This window comes from Paenibacillus pedocola, from assembly GCF_031599675.1.
In the GTDB taxonomy this organism is placed as follows: domain Bacteria; phylum Bacillota; class Bacilli; order Paenibacillales; family Paenibacillaceae; genus Paenibacillus_AQ; species Paenibacillus_AQ pedocola.
The window spans coordinates 5702386-5720559 of the sequence record NZ_CP134223.1 but is presented as its reverse complement, the minus strand read 5'-3'; the positions used below and the strand labels follow the sequence as shown (position 1 = coordinate 5720559).

Annotated in this window: 11 protein-coding genes; 10 read left to right on the top strand and 1 reads right to left on the bottom strand. The window is 50.2% G+C overall.

The window, feature by feature from the left end; translation table 11 throughout:
* The first annotated feature begins 42 nt into the window (after positions 1 to 42).
* From QU597_RS25330 to QU597_RS25315, 4 genes are read left to right on the top strand one after another with little or no spacing between them, the layout of a single operon-like run.
* Positions 43 to 3390 carry a glycoside hydrolase family 9 protein gene (locus QU597_RS25330; RefSeq protein ID WP_310830345.1) on the top strand — a complete coding sequence of 1116 codons (3348 nt, stop codon included), beginning with the start codon at positions 43 to 45 and terminating at the stop codon, positions 3388 to 3390.
* Positions 3391 to 3438: 48 nt separating this feature from the next.
* Positions 3439 to 4389 (top strand): ABC transporter permease, encoded by a 951-nt coding sequence (locus QU597_RS25325; protein WP_310833412.1) that lies wholly within the window; start codon positions 3439 to 3441, stop codon positions 4387 to 4389.
* Between the two features lie 13 nt (positions 4390 to 4402).
* Positions 4403 to 5338 carry a carbohydrate ABC transporter permease gene (locus QU597_RS25320; RefSeq protein ID WP_310830344.1) on the top strand — a complete coding sequence of 312 codons (936 nt, stop codon included), beginning with the start codon at positions 4403 to 4405 and terminating at the stop codon, positions 5336 to 5338.
* 42 nt (positions 5339 to 5380) lie between these two features.
* Positions 5381 to 6955 carry an ABC transporter substrate-binding protein gene (locus tag QU597_RS25315; RefSeq protein WP_310830343.1) on the top strand — a complete coding sequence of 525 codons (1575 nt, stop codon included), beginning with the start codon at positions 5381 to 5383 and terminating at the stop codon, positions 6953 to 6955.
* A gap of 116 nt (positions 6956 to 7071) precedes the next feature.
* Here QU597_RS25315 and QU597_RS25310 read toward each other — a convergent pair whose 3' ends face one another.
* A complete protein-coding gene (locus tag QU597_RS25310) occupies positions 7072 to 7959 on the bottom strand; it encodes a spermine/spermidine synthase domain-containing protein (RefSeq protein ID WP_310830342.1) in 888 nt (295 codons plus the stop codon).
* Between the two features lie 289 nt (positions 7960 to 8248).
* Here QU597_RS25310 and QU597_RS25305 point away from each other — a divergent pair, with 289 nt between their 5' ends.
* From QU597_RS25305 to lacZ, 6 genes are all read left to right on the top strand, one after another.
* On the top strand, positions 8249 to 9790 hold the full coding sequence (locus tag QU597_RS25305; protein ID WP_310830340.1) for a response regulator: 1542 nt from the start codon (positions 8249 to 8251) through the stop codon (positions 9788 to 9790).
* Between the two features lie 33 nt (positions 9791 to 9823).
* Complete coding sequence (locus tag QU597_RS25300; protein WP_310833411.1) at positions 9824 to 11581, top strand: sensor histidine kinase; 1758 nt, start codon at positions 9824 to 9826, stop codon at positions 11579 to 11581.
* Positions 11582 to 11856: 275 nt separating this feature from the next.
* Positions 11857 to 13167, top strand: coding sequence for an ABC transporter substrate-binding protein (locus QU597_RS25295; protein WP_310830339.1), 1311 nt, complete (start codon positions 11857 to 11859; stop codon positions 13165 to 13167).
* Positions 13168 to 13275: 108 nt separating this feature from the next.
* A complete protein-coding gene (locus tag QU597_RS25290; RefSeq protein ID WP_310830338.1) occupies positions 13276 to 14163 on the top strand; it encodes a carbohydrate ABC transporter permease in 888 nt (295 codons plus the stop codon).
* On the top strand, positions 14163 to 14987 hold the full coding sequence (locus tag QU597_RS25285) for a carbohydrate ABC transporter permease (RefSeq protein WP_206102131.1): 825 nt from the start codon (positions 14163 to 14165) through the stop codon (positions 14985 to 14987). The genes QU597_RS25290 and QU597_RS25285 overlap by 1 nt, the downstream gene beginning before the upstream one ends.
* 31 nt (positions 14988 to 15018) lie before the next feature.
* Positions 15019 to 18072, top strand: coding sequence for a beta-galactosidase, LacZ type (gene lacZ / locus QU597_RS25280; RefSeq protein ID WP_310830337.1), 3054 nt, complete (start codon positions 15019 to 15021; stop codon positions 18070 to 18072).
* The last annotated feature ends 102 nt before the right edge of the window (positions 18073 to 18174 follow it).

Here is an 18174-nt window from a genome sequence, read left to right as displayed (position 1 = left end):
AGTGGTAAACGTTTTCACTAAAACTTTTCAGGAGGAGAAGCAATGAGGAAACAGTTAAGTTTATTCCTGGCATTAACTATGTTTGCGGCTATTCTTTTTTCGTATCCGGTTAAGACAAATGCAGCTACCGCCGAAGCGCCTGCAGGCTGGAGAGACTTGCTCGATTACCGCATATTCAGTACTGTATCGGACGGCTGGGCAGGAGACAGCGGGTTCGGACTCGAGACGGAGAACAGCAAGCTGCCCATCGATTCTACCGCTATGTATAACGGCCTGCCTTCATTACTGTTAAACACGAAGACGCCTACCAGTCCGTCTTGGTATAACGCCTTGATCACGGTTGCCGGCTGGAAAGCATATGACTTCACCTCTTATTATCCTAATGGATTCCTTGAGTTTAATATCAAGGGGAACGCAGGCGGAGAGACCTTTCTGCTTGGCTTCAAGGACAGAGTATTCGAAAGGGCGGCCGGCAATGAAATTACCACTACAGTAAATATTAACAGCTATACAACCATTACAAAGAATTGGACTCATGTGAAGATCCCGCTGAAGGATGTCATGCAGGTCCCGCAGGGAATTGATATTACATCCATTGATGCATTATCCATCAAGAATAATGGTTTTCAGCCTTTAAAGGTCTGGCTCAATGATATTAGGGTTACGTCTTCCGGCAAGGAGAAGGAGTATGCACCGATTAAGGTCAATCAGGTAGGGTATCCCGTAAATGGTGCAAAGCAGGCGCTGGTCACCGGGTTTGAGGATGTTCTCACGGTGGATGCGGGTACTCCATTCAGCGTGATTAACACGGCTAATAATTCCACGGCATTCTCCGGAACGCTGGTGCTCACCAAAAATTATGATGCCATCGACAGCGGGGAACGGATTTTTACCGCTGATTTCACCAATTTAACGGCTCCGGGAAAATATTATGTTGCCGTGCAGGGGCTTCAGAAATCGCCCACGTTCTCCATCGGCGAGGCGAGTGACATTTATGCACCTTTTTTAACTGATGTATCGCGATATTTCTATTACCAGAGAACCGGAATGAATATTACCAGCCCGTACACCCAGAATTATCAGAGAAGTGATTTCACTCCTGATACAGCAGTGCCTTTCATGTCCAATCCTTCCGTTAAAAAAGATGTTTCCAAGGGATGGTACGATGCGGGGGATAAAGGCAAGTACGTGAATGCCGGCGCCAAAGCCCTGTCGGATCTCTTCTGGGCCTATGAAATCATGCCGGAGAAATTTACGGACAGTCAATTTAATATTCCTGAGAGCGGAAACGGCATTCCCGATATCCTGGATGAAGCACGGTGGGAGCTGGAGTGGATGCTCAAAATGCAGGATACGGCAACCGGCGGTTTCTATGCGCGTGTAACTTTCCAGGACGACGATAATATGGTGGATAGACAAATTATTGATAAGGATACGGTTAGCTCGCGGACCGGTATCAAAACGACCGCTGATACAGCTACCGCAGCCGGCACATTAGCACATGCCTACCTGATCTATAAGACGATTGATCCGGCCTTTGCCCAGAGCTGTCTGAATGCGGCAATAGCGGCGTGGGGGTATCTGGAGGCTCATCCGGAGAATATCCGGACACCTAACACAGGAAGATGGCCTTATGATGTAACGGATGACGCTTCGAATCGTCTGTGGGCTGCAGGCTCCCTGTACCGGTCGACCGGTGATACCAAATACAACAGTTATTTCCTTGCCAATTACAAGGCTATGGAAATATATTTCACGGATCCCCTTGATTTTGCCAGCGGCTGGGCAAACACCTGGAATACAGGCTTCTTCAGCTATCTGAAAGCCGCTAACCCGGATTCCGGAGTCGTCAGCTGGTATACAGCCAAATTCCAGCAATGGTTCAATGATAAAGTGAGCAGAACTAACGAAAGCGCCTGGAAAAGCATCATCAAAGACGGCAACTATTATTGGGGAATCACTATGCAGGTGGCGGATACACCAATGGAAATGATTATTGGTACGAAACTGCTGGGAACCTTTGAGAGCAACCGAGCTGTCATTAATCAGATTACCTATAGCCAGTTAGACTGGATTCTCGGTCAGAACCCGGTCGGCGTATCTTTCGTATCGGGCTATGGGGATAACAGCGTGAAATATCCATTCAGTATTATGTACAGAACGGATGGCTTAAGCGGGGTGCCTAAGGGATATCTGGTGGGAGGACCGAACAAATTCTCCAATGATGTGACCGTAGGGAACCAGATATCGAGATTCGCGGGTAAAAACTATAACGATAACTTCCAGGAATGGACGACAAACGAGCATACCGTCTATTGGAATTCGGGGCTGGTATTCGTGGCCGCATTCGCAACCGGGAACAGCGTCAACTCGACTATCACCCCGGTGACTGCTGCCTTTGACAAGAAAACTGCGAATCAGGCCAACCTTCCGGTGACTCTGACCCTGAATGGCAACACGTTCACCGGTATTAAGAATGGTACGGCGTCTTTGATTGCAGGTACGGATTACACTGTATCAGGCAACACCATTACGCTACTCAAAAGCTATCTCGCGCAGCAGCTAACCGGAACAACGAACCTCACGTTCCTGTTTAGCGCCGGTTCCTCTGCCACGCTATCCATCGCAGTGAAGGATTCGTCAGTCACCAACGCGGTGATCACTCCGACGGTCGCTGTCTATGACAAGAATGCCGTGAATCCGGCCGGTATTCCGGTGACGCTGACGCTAAACGGCAACACGCTCACTGGTATTAAGAACGGTACGGCATCCCTGGTTGCCGGAACGGACTACACGGTTTCGGGCTCCACGGTAACCATTCAAAAGGCATACTTGGGCGCCCAGCCGGTGGGCACAACAACCCTGACATTCAATTTCAGCGCTGGAGCGAGTGCGGCCCTTACGATCTCAGTAATCAATACCGCCACCGGCGGAAACGGGTCGATCAAGGTGCAGCAGTATAATTCCAGCGTCGCAGCAACGGTCAATACACTGAATCCGAAGATCAAGCTGACTAACACCGGCACCTCCGCCATCAATCTGTCCGATGTGAAGCTGCGTTATTATTACACAATCGACGGGGAGAAGGAACAAAACTTCTGGTGCGACTGGTCAACTGTCGGCAGCAGCAATGTGACGGGTACTTTCGTCAAGCTGGCAACTCCGCTGAGCGGAGCTGACACTTATCTGCAGGTTGGCTTTACAAGCGGAGCCGGAAGCCTGGCGGCTGGAGCCAGCATTGAGATTCAGATCCGTGTGACCAAGACCGATTGGACGAATTACACACAGACAGGCGATTACTCCTTCAATCAGTCTGCTACGGCTTACGCCGATTGGAGTAAAACGACCGGCTATGTCGCAGGAGCACTCCAATGGGGAATCGAGCCCTAAAGAATGGTGAAACGGAGTGAAAGGAGTGAAACAATTCTCTTGAAAGTTATGCTGGTTCCACCGAAACAAAAGGCGGTATTTACCTATTCCATTGTGAGGAATCTTCGTACTTTTTGGATGTTTTATGTGATGATGCTGCCGGGAATTGTTCTGCTTCTGATCAATAACTACATCCCTATGTCCGGGATCATTATTGCCTTTAAAACAATCAACTACCAGGAAGGAATCCTGGGAAGCCCTTGGACAGGAATGAAGAATTTCGAATATCTGTTTGCTTCGAAAGATTCTTACATTATCATCCGCAACACGCTGCTCTATAACTCACTGTTTATTGTACTCAACATCGTGTTTCCGCTGGCGTTCGCCCTGATGCTTAACGAGATGAAGAACCGCTTTCTCTCGAAGCTGCACCAGACGATCATGTTCCTGCCGTACTTCCTGTCGATGATCGTCATCTCGTACCTGGTGTACGGGTTCATGAGCGACGAACGGGGATACTTCAACGGTACGCTGCTGCCGGCGCTGGGCCTCGAGCCTGTGCGCTGGTACTTCACGAAGGAAGTATGGCCGGTCATCTTGCCGATCATTAACACGTGGAAGAACATGGGCTATTACACGGTCGTGTATATGGCGGCAATCATCGGTATCGATGAAGAGTACTATGAAGCAGCGACGATTGACGGGGCGAACAAATGGCAGCAGATGAAGAAAATCACGATTCCCTTGATCATGCCGGTCATCACCATAATGACATTGCTGCAGATTGGCCGGATTTTCAATGCCGACTTTGGTCTCTTCTTCCAGGTGCCGCGTGAATCGGGGGCGCTATTCCCCGTCACGAACGTTATCGATACCTATGTTTACCGTACGTTCCTGACGGTTGGGGATATCGGTCTTTCATCAGCGGCTGGATTGTTCCAGTCGGTAGTCGGTTTTGTGCTGGTGTTTATATCGAATTGGGTCGTTCGCCGCTTTAACCGCGAGAACGCGCTGTTCTAAGAGAGGATCGCCTATGGCAAATATAATGAGCAAATCTGTATCCGGTTCCCATTCAAAGAATCAGCTGTCGGGAAGGGCATCGGCCCTCATCAACATCTTCTTCGTGATCTATTCGGCGCTCTGTATCCTGCCGTTACTGCTGATTGTATCGGTCTCGTTCTCCGATGAGCAGTCCGTCATGACACACGGCTACCGGTTCCTGCCGGAGAACTTCAATCTGGCGGCTTACCGGTTTCTGATTAAAGATATCGACCAGATCGTTCATTCCTACGGGATCTCGATAACTGTCACGGTGATCGGCACAATACTGAGCGTTATCGTGATCGCACTGTATGCGTACCCGATTTCGCGGAGTCACTTCCCGCAGGCCAAGTTTTTTACATTCTTTGTCTTTCTCACGATGCTGATTTCCGGCGGTCTGGTCCCTTGGTATCTGGTATACGTGCAGATGCTGGACCTCAGAAATACGCTGTGGTCACTGATCATGCCGCTCATCATGTCGGCGTTCTGGGTGCTGATCATGCGAACCTTCTTTAAGGAGACGGTACCTGAGGCGGTCTTGGAGTCGGCCAAAATCGATGGAGCGGGGGAACTGCGGATCTTTATCCGGATTGTGCTGCCGCTGTCGCTGCCGGTTCTGGCGACAGTCGCACTGTTCCAGACGCTGACGTACTGGAACGACTGGTTCCTGAGCCTGGTGTTTATTTCCGACAATCACAACATCTCGGTACAGTACTTTCTCTACAAGATGATGGTCAATATTCAGTACCTCTCCAGCAACCCGAACGCAATGGCCGAGATCACCCGGGCTGGCGGAATGGTCAACTTCCCGAGTGAGACCGTGCGGATGGCGATGGTCGTCGTGGGGGTCGGGCCGATCGTCTTTGCCTATCCGTTCTTCCAGAAGTACTTTATCAAGGGACTTACGGTCGGCTCTGTCAAAGGCTGAGGGGGCCGGCACCATATATCATTTTGGGGGGATTAATTGAAGATGAAGCATACCAAAAGTAAGACTGCACTGCTTCTAACAATGATGATTGTTACTTCGTTGGCGGCTACGGCCTGCGGCAATTCAAACGAGGCAAACAGCTCCAACAAGGCCGCACCGGAAGACTCCGGAACAGCAAGCGCCGCACCGGACGCTTCAGCGGACCCAAGCACCGGTAACGCGTCCACAGATGTCTCAAAGCTGAAGCCCTATAAGCTAAAGCTGGTTTACGAAGGCGCACCGCAGGCGGACGAAGCTCTTGTCGAGGAAGCGCTGAACAAGATTTTAACCGAGAAAATCAATGCGACGATCGATATCGCGCCGATCGACTGGGGGGCATGGGACGATAAGATTAACCTCATGATCGCTTCACGAGAACCCGTAGACATTCTGTTTACAGCCTCATGGAACGGTTATGCGAAGAATGTTGCCAAGGGCGTTTACATGGACCTCGGCCCTCTGCTTGATCAGTATGGCCAGGGAATTAAGGACAGCTTGGATCCTGCCTTCTTAAGCGGCTCCAAAATCGGGGGTAAAAACTACGCAGTCCCAACGAATAAAGAGCTGGCATCGTCAGGGGGGATCGTCTACCGGAAGGACATTGCCGATGAGCTTGGTATCGATATGAGCAAGGTCCAGAAGATCGAAGATCTCGATGCCGTCTATAAGATCATCAAAGAGAAGAAGCCGAATATGTACCCGCTGTACACAACAGGGGGCACGTTCTCCTCTCACTCCTTTGTGGAGCTGGATTATTTGGGGGATACGACAATACCTGGCGCTATCGATAAGAATGGCACGGATGCCAAAGTCAAACCGGCCGAAGAGTTTCCGCAGTATTTAAATGCGTTGAAAGTAACCCGGGATTATTTCCTGAAGGGCTATATTAACAAGGATGCAGCCACCTCCCAAACCTCATCCCTCGATGCCTACAAAACCGGCAACGTGTTCTCTACCGTAGAGCCGCTCAAGCCGGGCAAGGCAGAGGAAATTGCATCCGCGACAGCGCTTGACGGCAAGCTTGCCCAAATTACGCTGACCGGTAAAACGGTTGCGACATCGGAGACTACCGGCGCCATGCTGGCCATCTCTACGACGTCCAAGGATCCGGAACGCGCCATGATGCTGATTAACCTGCTGCACACGGATCAGGAGATTATTAACCTGCTGAATTTCGGCATTGAAGGCACACACTATACGCGCAGCGGCAATGTCATGACCCAGACGGAGAAATCCGGACAGTATGCGCCGGGCGTCGCTTGGGAGCTGGGGAACCAATTCCTGAACTATGTGTGGAGCTCGGAAGCCCCTGACAAGTGGGAGCAGTTCAAGAAGTTCAATGAAGGCGCCAAATCATCGCCGGCACTCGGCTTTACCTTTGACAGCGAGCCGGTCAAATCGGAGGTCGGAGCACTGGCTAACGTTTTGAGAGAATATCAGAAGGCGCTGGAGACGGGCTCGGTTGATCTGGACGAAATGCTGCCCAAATTTATCGCCGCCCAAAAATCGGCCGGCCTCGACAAAGTCATTGCCGAGAAGCAAAAGCAGCTTGATGAATTCCTTGCCAGCCAGAAATAACGTTACAGGATAAGCATAAATGGAGGTCCCGGGGATGCTTTTTGATCACCGGGACTTTTTTTCGTGCAGGTGTGCAGGGGTTAAAATCATCGGAGTATTCGGGAAGCCGCCGTAAGTTATAGATAGCACAAAATCGATTTTTCTATCCAATACATAAATTCAGTGGCCGGATGTTCTTGTTCAAAGCCTTTCATTCTTAAATACAGGTCCATTCCATCCGAAACATCATGCCATAAATCCGTAAACACAAAATCATATTTCTCCTTGGCCATATATTCTTGTGCGTATTCAAACGCTTCTGACTGGATGATGTTTATTTTTTGACTGTTTTTGAATTGAGGCAAAATGTATTGCTTAAATAATTGAATAACATTTTCATTATTTTCAACAACCGTAACACGTTCAACCTGATTTTTTTCTGAGATCATATAGGCATAATAGCCAAGTCCCAGTCCAAACGTCAGTACATTGCCAAATGCTTTATCGACAGGATCTTTCATGGTTTCAATTTCATTCGGCGTGATGGTCATCCATATTCTGTTGTTCTCTAAAATGGCCGGAAACATAAATTCCGTTTCAAAGAAACCAATCTGCGGGATTTGTCTGCCTTCTTGGGTGGTGATGATGTCATTGCAGACAAAGCCCTCGTAAGGCTTGTATTGTTCATATTTGAGTTCACTATTGCCAATCCGGATTGCAGGTATTCTGATATTCTTGAAATATGGATTGTTATAATATTCATTGGTATCGAGTTTATGGATCATTTTGGAGAAATAGTTGTTGAATAAGTCCTTATCCTCGGGGTTCTCAACAATATCCAGTCCTAAAGCAGCTGCGAATACAGCTCTAAAAGCATACTCCACAGAGACACCATAGTTAACAATCTCCTCAATGTCCTCTTTGCTAATGAAATCCGATGTATGGTTTAGATAAACGCTTAATAAAGCGAAAAGCCGATGGTCATCTTCTGTAATGTTGTCTGGTATTACTTTATTACGTTCCATATTCTCTCCTGTTGGTATGCAGATTTTTTGCCGTTAATGTTAATATAACATACGCCTGTCAAGGACCAGCATATACAGAGGATGCGTGCAATGGCTTTATTTTTGGGATAGGGTTAGTCGGCCACCCGCCAATTGACAGTCCTCGGGCCTATACCTATAATGTAAATCAGATTATGAAAGCTGTTTCATTTCTGGCTGGAAGTTATGTCTCTGTGAGCTGAAACCCACTTGAACAAGCGGGTTTCATTTTGTTTTTTTAGCGTATTTTCGTTTCCAAAAAGGAGAAGACATGGACACAACGTTCTGTAAAATATTGGTGGTAGACGATGAGATGCTGGTCCGGCAGGGGATTATCCATCTGCTGGACTGGGAAGGGGAAGGGTTTCAGATTGCGGGTGAAGCCTCCAACGGAAGAGAAGCTCTGGAATTAATTGAAATACAGCGGCCGCATATCATCCTGACTGATATCGTTATGCCCGTGATGGACGGGGAGGAGCTGATCCGGCTCGTCAAGGGGATGTATCCGGAAATTGAAGTGATCGTGCTCAGCAGCTTCAGTGAGTTTGAATATGTGCGTTCAACCTTCCAGAGCGGGGTCGCCGATTATATTCTGAAGCCTAAGCTGGAGGCTGCTTCCCTGTTAGCCGTTCTAAAAAAAACCGCACAGCGGATTCCGCAGCTTCAGCACTTTGACTGGAGAAGCAATAAGCGGCAGTCTGCGGACTATATACTGGACAAGCTGATTAGCGGCTATCCGATCGAGTATGAGGCAGAAGTGCTCCGGACGATGTTTCCTTTTCCGGAGTTTGTGCTGCTGCTTGCGGATACGGGGGACGATCCTGCGGCCATTAGCCGCAAGGAAGAGTGGCTGGAGAGCAGCATCCGTTCCCTGCTGCAGAGCAGTGGCAGCCTAGTGGCCTTCCGCCGTCTGTCTCCGCTGGAGGGGCATGTCCGCTTCCTGTTTAACCTGGCCGGGGAGGAGCGGGAGGCACTGATGCAGCTGGCAGAGCAGATATTCGCAGCCGGCATCCGGACGGGGATGTTCCTGAATCTGGCGGTCAGCCGAACCTTTACGGAGCTGGAGGCGATGCATACCATCTATGCGGATGATCTGATGCAGCTGCTGGACCGCAGGTTTTTCCTGCCGGAACGCTGTCTGCTGGTGGATCATGGCGGGGAGGTGCAGCCGGGACCGGTTTTTGACCAGGAGGTCTTCGCTGCAGAGCTGAACCGGCAGGAGTTCGATCAGGCTTTTACCCGGTTAAGTGCCTATGTATCTTCGATGTCCGGCCGCCGCGATACGGGAGTGTCTGAATTCAAGTCCCTCCTGTGCCACAGCATTTTCCAGATCATCGGCATGCTGCTGCAATTCCATTATGAGGCCCGTGCCCTGGATGACAGTAAATATGAGTACTTCCGTTCCATCCATGAAGCCCGGCATATCGGGGAGACGGAGGAGCGGCTGCTGCAGTTTCTGCAAGATGCGACCGAATGTGTTACGAAGAACCGTGGCGGTACACCGGCTATGCAAAAGATTCTCCTGTATATCGATGAGCATTATTCACGCCAGCTTACGCTGACAGAAGTCGCCCGGGAGTTTCATTTTAACCCGTCCTATTTGTCGAATTATTTTACCCTGCACAATAAGGAAGGCTTCAACGAATATTTAAACCGGGTGCGGATCGGAAAAGCCTGCCTGCTGCTGAAAGAGAACCCCGGCCTGTCCATTGCCGAGATCAGCAGTCTTGTGGGATATTCAGACCACAGCTATTTCACCAGAGTATTCCGCAAGCTGATGGGGATATCACCAAGCCAATACCGGAAGGGATAATGCAGGAGTTGGAAGGAGCCCGAAATGGGATTAATGGAAAAATGGCTCAGAAAGCTTAGGGACCAGAGTCTGTTCAGCAAAATTTTCGTCGTCATGGTCATCAGCATCGTGCTCGTTACGGTGCTGATTACCACGGTAACGGCGCAAATGTCGCAAAGGCTGTTTGTACAGACGTTCAGCATTACCAATTCAAAAATCATCGACCAGATTAAAAGTGCACTGGATAACTCGCATTATACTACCGTGAATACAGCGATAAATGTCGGGCAGAGCGGCGTCATCCGCAGCTTCATGACCGAGAAGGATGGCAGCTCACTGGCCAATTTCCGGCGGTACTACAGTATGCGCGACCAGATGGACCGTATTCAGTCCGGTATCGGGGCCGCTAATACCGGCCTGTCCATACTGGGAGGGAACGGCAGAAGCTATAGCAGTGATGTGACCTACTGGTCCGGCTCTTCCGAGCAGCTAAGGAACAATCCGATTACAGCGGCTGCGCAGGAGCAGGGCGGGAAGCTGTTTTACAGCTTTATGGACGCAAGCCCGCTGAATTCAGAGAGCCGTTATCTGGTTGCTGCCAAGGCGCTGACTGCACCCGGACTTACAGAGCCGTATGGTACGCTGTACATGTTCACACGCGAGAGTGATTTCCGCAAGAACTACGCCAGCTTTACGAGTAAGGGCAATGATGTCATGTTTCTGGATACTGCGGGACGGATTGTGTCGAGCAACCGGACGGAGCAGGTCGGCAGCCTGTCTCCCGAGCTCCTGAACAGCGCGAAGCAGATTGCCGAATCGGGGCTTGCCAGCCAGGAGCTGACACTCGGCGGGCGGGAAGTCATTGTGCTGGCCGATTATCTGCCGTCCTATAACTTTTATATTGTGAATCTGATTGATAAAAATGAGACCATCGGCACGCTGTTCGATAAAAAGATGCTTTTCCTGATCGGCGGGGCGATTGCAGCGGTTGCGCTGCTCCTGATCTATTTCCTGACCAAACGGCTGACGAAGTCCCTGCGCACGCTGGTCAAAAAAATGTCCAATGTGACCAAAAAGAATTTCCATAACTATATGGCTGTGACCGGCAGCTATGAGACAAGACAGCTGAGTACAGCGTTTAATTACATGCTCAGGGAGCTGAATGATTATGTCGCCCAGCTGGTAGAGACGCAGAAGGAGCAGCGCAATGCAGAACTGGCCGCTCTGCAGCAGCAGATCAATCCCCATTTTCTGTACAATACACTGGCGTCGGTCAATATTCTGGTGCAGCGGGGCAGCAAGGAGCAGGCAACAGAGACGATTCATGCCCTGATTTCGCTGCTGCAGAATACGATCAGCAACGTTAAAGAAACGATTACAGTAGAGGACGAGCTGATCAACCTGAAGCATTATGTATTTATCACCCAGGTGCGTAACGGTAACAGGATCAAGGTTGAGACTTTCGTCTCGCCGGACTGCATGAGCGCCAAGGTACCCAAGCTGATTCTGCAGCCTTTTATTGAAAATGCCTTCTTTCACGCCTTCAATATCAAAACCTCGGGCTACATCTATGTCACCATCATGAAGGACAGGGATATGCTGCACTGCGAGGTGGTAGATACGGGCGACGGTATGGATCTGGACAACAAAGAGACAATCCCGGCCTCCACAAGCAGCCGTCAGCTGTTCAGCGGCATCGGCATCCGCAATGTCCATGACCGCCTGCTGCTGCTGTACGGGGAACCTTATGGCGTATCCATCTCAAGCACCCCTGGACAAGGGACAAAGGTCTCTATCAGAATACCGTGCTGAGGGCGCATTGAAACGATGATTTTGCAGCATAATATGACAGCTACGCCGCAAGCCGGCGCCGCATACCGGCGCCGGCTTCTTGTATCTGCGCGGCCTGTTTTACCTAAAAAAAGTGCGAAAGGGGAAAAATAATGCTAATCCGTAGACCGTGGAAGCGGATACAGTAGACAATATTATCACTATTTTAACTAAAATCATTTCTAACGAAATGAGCATCCGGGATGATATTCTTTAAAAGAAAGCACTTTCAAATACATGTTAGGGGGATCTACATCATGAAGAAAAAAGCTACCGCGCTTCTGCTCGCCGGATTTATGCTGCTGGCGACAGCCTGCTCCAGCAACTCCAATACCGATAACCAGGCCAATACCGGAACGGAAGGGAATACAACCGGTTCCCAGAAAATCACAGTATGGGCATGGGACAAAAACTTCAACATCGCTGCAATGAATCTGGCTAAAGATGCTTATGTGGCTAAAAATCCGGATGCGCAAATCGAAGTGGTTGAATATGCGCAGGATGACATTATCCAGAAGCTGAACACAGGACTTAACTCCGGGTCCGCTTCCGGTCTGCCGAACATCGTTCTGATTGAAGATTACCGTGCACAGAGCTTCTTGCAAACGTATCCAGACGCTTTTCAGGAACTGGGTGATGCCATTAAGACTTCAGATTTCGCCGAATACAAGCTCGGGCCGACCAGCTTTGGCGGCAAGCAATACGGCGTACCGTTCGACTCCGGTGTTGTAGGCCTCTATGTCCGCACAGATTATCTGCAGGAAGCAGGCTATACGGTTGACGATCTGCAGGATATCGACTGGCAGCAGTACATTGAAATCGGTAAAGCTGTTAAAGCCAAAACAGGCAAAGACATGCTGACCCAGGACCCTAACGATCTGGGGCTGATCCGCATGATGATCCAGTCCGCAGGCTCCTGGTATCTGAAAGAAGACGGTACAACACCTGACCTGAAAGATAACGCAGTTCTGAAAGAAGCGTTCGAAAGCTACAAAGAGCTGATGAATGCCGATATCGTTAAAGTCAATTCTGACTGGAGCTCGTTCCTTGCCGGCTTCAACAGCGGTGACGTTGCCTCCGTTCCTACCGGTAACTGGATTACACCTTCGGTGAAAGCTTCTGCTGACCAGTCCGGCAAATGGGCGGTTGTACCTTTCCCTAAACTCAAAAATGCAGCAAACTCTGTACATGCCTCGAACCTCGGCGGCAGCTCCTGGTATGTGCTTAACAATGACGGCAAAGAAGCAGCGGTTAAATTCCTGGGTGCAACACTCGGCTCCGACGTTGCTCTGTACCAGAAGCTTGTAACTGATGTAGGCGTTGTAGGAACATACAAACCTGCTGCTGAAGGCGAAGCCTACGGTGCAGCTGATGAATTCTTCGGCGGACAAAAGGTTATCGCTGACTTCGCAAAATGGACAGCTGAAATCCCGAACGTAAACTACGGCCTGCACACTTATGCCATTGAGGATATCCTCAAGGTTGAAATGCAGAACTTCCTGAACGGTACGGAGCTGGACAAAGCGCTTAGCGATGCACAGTCCCAGGCTGAGTCCCAAATCCAGTAAAAACCGAAACACCTGATTGATCCGCTGTCCTCCCAACCTGCCGTCTAGTGCCAGGACGGAGGACGGCGGATTCTCCTTTTAAAGATTTACGCCTGTATAGAGAAAGGAATGAGAGCTGTGAACCATACCATACGCAACCGCGCTAAGCTTACCGGCTGGTTATTTATTGCCGGGGCCGTCCTCATGATCTGTCTGTTTTATTTCTATCCGATGATTCAGGCACTGCTGCTCTCGTTCAAAACGGGCGCAGGGGCTAATCTTCACTTCGACGGGTTAGCGAATTACAAGCGCCTGCTGAGTGACAAAACCTTTTTTACCGCCGTCAAGAATACCTTCTTGTTCCTGATTGTGCAGGTGCCGGTTATGATCGTGTTTGCGATGATGATTTCGGTACTGCTGAATGACAGCAAGCTGCGCTTCAAAGGCTTTTTCCGTACTGCGATCTTCCTGCCTTGTGTAACCTCACTTGTAGCTTACTCCGTTGTATTCAAATATCTGTTTGGGAATGACGGTCTGATCAACCTGGCTTTAATGAACCTGCACATCCTGTCTGAACCGATCCAGTGGATCTCCGATCCCTTCTGGGCGAAAGTTACGATTATTATCGCCATAACCTGGCGCTGGACGGGATACAATATGATCTTCTTCCTCTCCTCGCTGCAAAACATCGACAGTTCCATTTATGAAGCTGCACGGATTGACGGTGCTTCCGGCCCGAGACAATTTTTCTCGATTACCGTACCGCTGCTCAAACCGATCATTCTCTTTACGTCGATTACCTCGACAATTGGTACTCTGCAGCTGTTCGATGAAATTATGAATATAACTAAGGGAGGTCCCGGCAACGCGACGCTCTCCATTTCCCAATATATTTACAATCTTTCGTTCAAGTACACGCCTGATTTTGGATATGCTGCGACTGTATCGTATTCTATCGTAATCATGATCATTGTATTGGCCTTCCTTCAAATCAAACTGGCAGGTGATGATAAATAATGAGAACTTTACGCCGTGCCCCAATTTATGTTTTTCTGTCCATTGTAGCGTTCGTTTCGATTTTTCCGTTTCTGTGGATGATTATCAGCGCGACAAATCTTTCAGTGGACGTAACTCAGGGAAGAATGCTTCCCGGTACGCATCTGTTTGACAATATCCGAAAGCTGACGGAGTCCATCAACCTTGTGCCTGCCCTGTGGAATACACTCAAAATTGCCCTGACAACAACGGTTCTGGCCCTGCTGGTTGCCTCCCTGGCCGGATACGGATTTGAAATTTACCGCAGCAAAGCGAAGGATATGGTCTTCAATCTGTTATTATTATCCATGATGATCCCTTTCGCCGCGCTGATGGTTCCGCTGTATCAAATGTTCTCCAAACTGTCGGCTGCTGCTCCGCTTATCGGGGTTAACACAGTCGCTGCGGTTGTCCTGCCGACGTTCACTACGGCGTTCCTGATCTTCTTCTTCCGGCAGAGCTCGAAGATGTTCCCGCGGGAGCTGCTGGAAGCCGGACGGATCGACGGATTATCGGAGCTGGGTCTATTCTTCAAAATTTATATTCCGACAATGAAGACTACCTACTCTGCTGCCGCAATCATCACGTTCATGTCCAGCTGGAATAACTACCTCTGGCCGCTGATCGTGCTGCAGACCCCGGAGAAACGGACCATTCCGCTGCTGATCTCGAACCTGGGCTCCAGCTACTCCCCGGATTTCGGCGTGATTATGGCCGCAGTTGTCATCTCCACACTTCCGACAGCACTTGTCTTCTTCCTAATGCAGAAGCAGTTCGTTGCCGGCATGGTGGGATCCGTGAAATAAATGATATCAAGTCCACGTTCTGAAGGAGGAAATGAAATTGGCAGTTACTCCAAGCCTGAGCTGGCTGGAAGATCCGGGTACCTTCAAGGTGAACCGGGTAGAGGCTCATTCGGACCACCGTTATTATAATCATATGGCTGAGGCAGAGGCTGGTGCGCCGATGGATATGCGCTACAGTCTGAACGGGAGCTGGAAATTCAGCTACGCGCCGAATCCGGCGAGCCGTGTAGAAGCTTTTTATAAAGAAGACTATAATTGCACCGGCTGGGACAATATTCAGGTTCCCGGACATATCCAGCTGCAGGGCTACGGCCGGCCGCAATATGTCAATACAATGTACCCCTGGGATGGACTGATTGATCTCCGCCCGCCGCATATCTCTCCAGAGCATAACCCGGTCGGCAGCTATGTAAAGGAATTCCGCCTGCCGGAGAATATGGAGAATGGACCGCTCTTCATCTCCTTCCAGGGTGTGGAGTCGGCCTTCTACGTCTGGCTGAACGGCGAATTCGTCGGCTATGCCGAGGACAGTTTTACCCCGTCGGAATTTGATCTGACCCCGTTTATGCGGGCAGGCAAAAACAAACTGGCCGTTGAAGTGTATCAACGGAGTACCGGGGGCTGGCTGGAGGATCAGGATTTCTGGCGGTTCTCCGGGATTTTCCGTGAGGTCTATTTGTACACTGTTCCGAAGCATCATATCCGTGATCTTGAGGTGCGGGCAGAGCTGGATGATACTTATACGCAAGGCAGCCTGAGCGTAACCATGCGGCTGCTGGATACGCCGCAGGAAGCCGTCAGCGCCAAGCTTGAGCTGAAGGACCGGGACGGGGAAGTCCGTCTGAGCACTGAAGGAGCCTTTAACGGACAGGAGCTTACGCTTTCCGGAGAAGTGGCAGATGTGCTGACCTGGAGTGCTGAGAATCCTTATCTCTATACGGTTTGTATCTCGCTAACCGGTGCAGACGGAGCGGTTGTGGAAGCTGTTGTGCAGAAAGCCGGCTTCCGCCGGTTCGAAATGAAGAACAAGCTGATGTGCATCAACGGCAAGCGGATTGTGTTCAAAGGTGTTAACCGTCATGAATTCAACTGCCGCACCGGCCGCAATATTACCCGCGAGGATATGCTGTGGGATATTCAGACGCTGAAGAGAAGCAATATCAACGCCGTCCGTACCTCGCACTATCCGAACCAGACGTTATGGTATGAGCTGTGCGATGAATATGGAGTTTATGTGATTGATGAGATGAACCTGGAAACCCACGGATCCTGGCAGAAGATGGGCGCGGTTGAGCCTTCCTGGAACATTCCGCACAATGATCCGAAATGGCATGACATCGTGCTGGACCGTGCGATCAACATGGTTGAGCGGGATAAGAACCATCCGTCCATTCTGATCTGGTCGTGCGGTAACGAATCGTATGCAGGGCAAGTCATTCTGGATGTGGCGAACTGGTTCCGCAGCCGGGATAACAGCCGTCTGGTTCACTATGAAGGCGTGTTCTATGACCGCAATTATAATGATACAAGCGATATGGAGAGCCGGATGTACGCCAAGCCGGCCGACATCGAGGAATATCTGAACGCTAGTCCGGACAAGCCGTATCTCAGCTGCGAATACATGCATGCAATGGGCAACTCTGTCGGTGGCATGCATAAATACACGGAGCTGGAGAACAAGTACCCGATGTACCAGGGCGGCTTCATCTGGGATTATATCGACCAGTCGATACTGAAGAAGGACCGCTATGGTAATGAGTTCTTCGCTTACGGCGGCGATTTCGGCGACCGTCCGACAGATTATAGCTTCTGCGGCAACGGCATTGTCTTCGCAGACCGCAAGTGGACTCCGAAGATGCAGGAGGTTAAATTCCTGTATCAGAACTACAAGCTGGAGCCTGGAAAAACGGGTATTCGTCTCATCAATGAGAGCTTGTTCGCAGGAACAGATCATCTGGCCCTGGAATATAGCCTGTACTGTGAAGGTGAGCTGCTCGGCAAGTGGACTGCTGAAGTTAATACAGCTCCGCAAAGTGAAGTGCTGGTACCGATTGAGCTTCCGCAGACGGAAGGAACTCCGGGCGAATACAGCATTCAGGCTTCCCTGGTGCTGAAGGAAGAAGAGCTTTGGGCCGAAGCGGGATATGAAATTGCCTTCGGCGAGTCTGTCTTTGTAGTAGAGGAGACTGAAGCAGAGCTGCCAGCCGGCGAACTTAAGGTTGTGGAAGGGGATGTGCAGATCGGCGTCCTCGGTGAAGGCTTCACTGTGCTGTTCTCCAAACAGGTCGGTTCGCTGGTGTCGCTGAACTACCATGGACACGAAATGATTGAGGCCCCTCCGGCCCCGCTGTTCTGGCGTGCGACTACCGACAATGACAAGGGAACCCAGCTCGGGTACCATGCCGGAACCTGGTATGCGGCAAGTCTGGCACGCAAATGCGTTGAGGTCAGCCTTGAGCAGCAGGAAGGTTCAGTAACGGTAAGCTTCGATTACCGGTTCAGTATTCATGAAGAGCTGGCGTTCAAGACAGCTTATACCGTCTACGGTGACGGAACAGTAAGAGTACGTACGCGTTATACCGGTGCTGCCGGACTTCCGAACCTGCCAATCGTGGCTTTATCCTTCAAAATGTCAGCGGATTACAATCAGTCGGAATGGTATGCGATGGGACCTGAGGAGAACTACATCGACCGTGCGTTCGGCGCCAGACTTGGCGTGTTCAGCCGGAAGGTGCAGGAGCTGCCGTCCAGGTATCTCGTGCCGCAGGAATCCGGTAACCGTACCGGTGTACGCCGTGTGAAGATTACCGATGAAGCGGGGATCGGCCTGCAGATCACAGCTCCCGCAAACGCTCCTGTAGAGTGTACATTGTCTCCTTATACTGCATTCGAGCTGGAGCATGCCGCACATCCGTTTGAGCTCCCGCCGGTTCACTACACTGTAGTGACGGTAGCCGGAAGACAAATGGGTGTAGGCGGAGATGATAGCTGGGGCGCGCCGGTGCATAAGGAATATACGATTCCGGCAGAGCAAACCCTTGAATATGAGTTCTTCCTTTCCAGTGTGGGAACGGGAGAAGTATAGCGCATTAAGCGAATTTATAAACCACAAACCGGTCTTGGTCCTGAATTGCAGGGGACTAAGACCGGTTTTGTTTTACAGGTAATTATAACCATGATAAATTAT